1 protein-coding gene is annotated in these 1,250 nt (G+C 64.9%); it reads left to right on the top strand.

Going from position 1 to position 1,250, the window contains the following annotated elements:
• On the top strand, positions 1 to 1,250 hold a 1,250-nt coding region (gene xylA, locus AC1KVG_RS21740; RefSeq protein WP_481095801.1), incomplete at its 3' end, for a xylose isomerase.

Here is a 1,250-nt window from a genome sequence, read left to right as displayed (position 1 = left end):
ATGAGCAACACCGTCTACATCGGCGCGAAAGAATATTTCCCCGGCATCGGCAAGATCGGCTTCGAAGGCCGCGACTCTGACAACCCGCTGGCCTTCAAGGTCTACGACGCCAACAAGCAGATCGGCGACAAGACCATGGCCGAGCATCTGCGCTTTGCGGTGGCCTACTGGCACAGCTTCTGCGGCAACGGCGCCGATCCGTTCGGTCCGGGCACGCGTGCGTATCCGTGGGATGTGGGCGCTACCGCACTCAATCGCGCCGAAGCCAAGGCCGATGCCGCGTTCGAATTCTTCACCAAGCTCGGCATGCCGTACTACTGCTTCCACGACGTGGATCTGTCGCCCGATGCCGACGACATCGGCGAGTACGAAAGCAACCTCAAGCACATGGTCGGCATCGCCAAGCAGCGCCAGGCCGACACCGGCGTCAAGCTGCTGTGGGGCACCGCCAACCTGTTCTCGCACCCGCGTTACATGAATGGTGCGTCGACCAACCCGGACTTCAACGTGGTGGCGCGTGCGGCGGTGCAGGTCAAGGCCGCGATCGATGCCACCGTCGAGCTGGGCGGCGAGAACTACGTGTTCTGGGGCGGCCGCGAAGGCTATGCCTGCCTGCACAACACCCAGATGAAGCGCGAGCAGGACAATATGGCGCGCTTCCTCACCCTGGCGCGCGACTACGGCCGCGCGATCGGCTTTACCGGCAACTTCCTGATCGAGCCCAAGCCGATGGAGCCGATGAAGCACCAGTACGACTTCGACAGCGCCACGGTGATCGGCTTCCTGCGCCAGCACGGCCTGGACCAGGACTTCAAGCTCAACATCGAAGCCAACCACGCCACGCTGTCGGGCCACAGCTTCGAGCACGACCTGCAGGTGGCATCCGATGCCGGCCTGCTCGGCAGCATCGATGCCAACCGCGGCAACCCGCAGAACGGCTGGGATACCGACCAGTTCCCGACCGACCTGTACGACACCGTCGGCGCGATGCTGGTGGTGCTGCGCCAGGGCGGGCTGGCACCGGGCGGTCTGAACTTTGATGCCAAGGTGCGCCGCGAGTCGTCCGACCCGCAGGATCTGTTCCTGGCGCATATCGGCGGCATGGACGCGTTCGCACGCGGGCTGGAAGTGGCCAATGCGCTGCTGACCTCCTCGCCGCTGGAGCAGTGGCGCGCCGAGCGTTACGCCAGTTTCGACAGCGGTGCGGGTGCGGCATTCGCCGATGGCACCAGCACGCTGGTGGATGTGGC

The organism is Xanthomonas sp. NCPPB 3959 (assembly GCF_056675575.1).
The sequence above is the reverse complement of the archived record's forward strand: the minus strand, read 5'-3'. Positions and strand labels throughout refer to the sequence as shown.